The sequence below is a fragment of the Stenotrophomonas sp. WHRI 8082 genome, from assembly GCF_040223995.2.
GTDB lineage: Bacteria > Pseudomonadota > Gammaproteobacteria > Xanthomonadales > Xanthomonadaceae > Stenotrophomonas.
Genome location: NZ_CP167826.1, coordinates 1,850,001 through 1,852,500, shown reverse-complemented (window position 1 = coordinate 1,852,500; position 2,500 = coordinate 1,850,001). Strand labels below are relative to the sequence as shown.

At 53.5% G+C, this 2,500-nt stretch carries 1 rRNA gene (running past both ends of the window); it reads left to right on the top strand.

Annotated elements, in window-relative coordinates:
• A 23S ribosomal RNA gene (locus tag ABRP17_RS08180) occupies window positions 1–2,500 on the top strand (it extends past both window edges: 124 nt to the left, 260 nt to the right).

The window sequence follows — 2,500 nt, the reverse complement described above, 5'->3', positions numbered from 1 at the left end:
AACCCACCCGCTTGCGGGTATCCTGCAGTGAATACATAGCTGCTGGAAGCGAACCTGGTGAACTGAAATATCTAAGTAACCAGAGGAAAAGAAATCAACCGAGATTCCGTAAGTAGCGACGAGCGAACGCGGACTAGCCCTTAAGCTGATTTGGTTCTAGGAAAACAGTCTGGAAAGACTGGCCATAGAAGGTGATAGCCCTGTATCTGAAAGGGCCATTTCAGTGAAGACGAGTAGGGCGGGGCACGTGAAACCCTGTCTGAACATGGGGGGACCATCCTCCAAGGCTAAATACTACTGACCGACCGATAGTGAACCAGTACCGTGAGGGAAAGGCGAAAAGAACCCCGGAGAGGGGAGTGAAATAGATCCTGAAACCGTGTGCGTACAAGCAGTAGGAGCCTCGCAAGGGGTGACTGCGTACCTTTTGTATAATGGGTCAGCGACTTACTGTTCGTGGCAAGCTTAACCGTATAGGGGAGGCGAAGGGAAACCGAGTCTGATAAGGGCGCATAGTCGCGGGCAGTAGACCCGAAACCGGGTGATCTAGTCATGGCCAGGGTGAAGGTGCCGTAACAGGTACTGGAGGCCCGAACCCACGTCTGTTGCAAAAGACGGGGATGAGCTGTGATTAGGAGTGAAAAGCTAATCGAACCCGGAGATAGCTGGTTCTCCTCGAAAGCTATTTAGGTAGCGCCTCATATGTATCCTCTCGGGGGTAGAGCACTGTTATGGCTAGGGGGTCATCGCGACTTACCAAACCATTGCAAACTCCGAATACCGAGACGGACTGTATGGGAGACACACGGCGGGTGCTAACGTCCGTCGTGAAAAGGGAAACAACCCAGACCCACAGCTAAGGTCCCAAATTCACTGCTAAGTGGAAAACCATGTGGAAAGGCACAGACAGCCAGGAGGTTGGCTTAGAAGCAGCCACCCTTTAAAGAAAGCGTAATAGCTCACTGGTCGAGTCGGTCTGCGGGGAAGATTTAACGGGGCTAAGCAGTGAACCGAAGCTTGGGGTGTGCAACCTTCAGGGTTGTACGCGGTAGAGGAGCGTTCCGTAAGCCGTTGAAGGTGGATTGAGAAGTCCGCTGGAGGTATCGGAAGTGCGAATGCTGACATGAGTAACGATAATGCGGGTGAAAAACCCGCACGCCGAAAGCCCAAGGTTTCCTTGCGCAACGTTAATCGGCGCAGGGTGAGTCGGCCCCTAAGGCGAGGACGAAAGTCGTAGTCGATGGGAAGCAGGTTAATATTCCTGCACCTCGCGTAAGTGCGATGGAGGGACGGAGAAGGTTAGGCGTACCAGGCGTTGGTTGTCCTGGGGAAAGGCGGTAGGTTTGGATCTTTGGCAAATCCGGGATCCTTTAAGACCGAGCACCGAGACGAGCCTTTAAGGCGAAGTCGCTGATACCACGCTTCCAGGAAAAGCTCCTAAGCTTCAGCTTACGCAGACCGTACCGTAAACCGACACAGGTGGGTAGGATGAGAATTCTCAGGCGCTTGAGAGAACTCGGGTGAAGGAACTAGGCAACATGGCACCGTAACTTCGGGAGAAGGTGCACCCTTTTTGGTGGCTCATGCGAGCTATAGCTGAAGAGGGTCGCAGTAACCAGGCCGCTGCGACTGTTTATCAAAAACACAGCACTCTGCAAACACGAAAGTGGACGTATAGGGTGTGACGCCTGCCCGGTGCTGGAAGGTTAATTGATGGGGTCAGCCGCAAGGCGAAGCTCTTGATCGAAGCCCCAGTAAACGGCGGCCGTAACTATAACGGTCCTAAGGTAGCGAAATTCCTTGTCGGGTAAGTTCCGACCTGCACGAATGGCGTAACGACAGCGGCGCTGTCTCCACCCGAGACTCAGTGAAATTGAAATCGCTGTGAAGATGCAGCGTTCCCGTGGCAAGACGGAAAGACCCCGTGAACCTTTACTATAGCTTTACACTGAACGTTGAGTTCGTCTGTGTAGGATAGGTGGGAGGCTATGAAACTGTGGCGCTAGCTGCAGTGGAGCCAACCTTGAAATACCACCCTGTCGTGCTTGACGTTCTAACCTAGGTCCGTAATCCGGATCAGGGACCGTGTATGGTGGGTAGTTTGACTGGGGCGGTCTCCTCCTAAAGAGTAACGGAGGAGCTCGAAGGTACGCTCAGCGCGGTCGGACATCGCGCACTGTGTGCAAAGGCATAAGCGTGCTTGACTGCAAGATCGACGGATCAAGCAGGTAGGAAACTAGGACTTAGTGATCCGGTGGTTCTGTATGGAAGGGCCATCGCTCAACGGATAAAAGGTACTCCGGGGATAACAGGCTGATACCGCCCAAGAGTTCATATCGACGGCGGTGTTTGGCACCTCGATGTCGGCTCATCACATCCTGGGGCTGTAGTCGGTCCCAAGGGTATGGCTGTTCGCCATTTAAAGTGGTACGCGAGCTGGGTTCAGAACGTCGTGAGACAGTTCGGTCCCTATCTGCCATGGGCGTTGGAGATTTGAGAG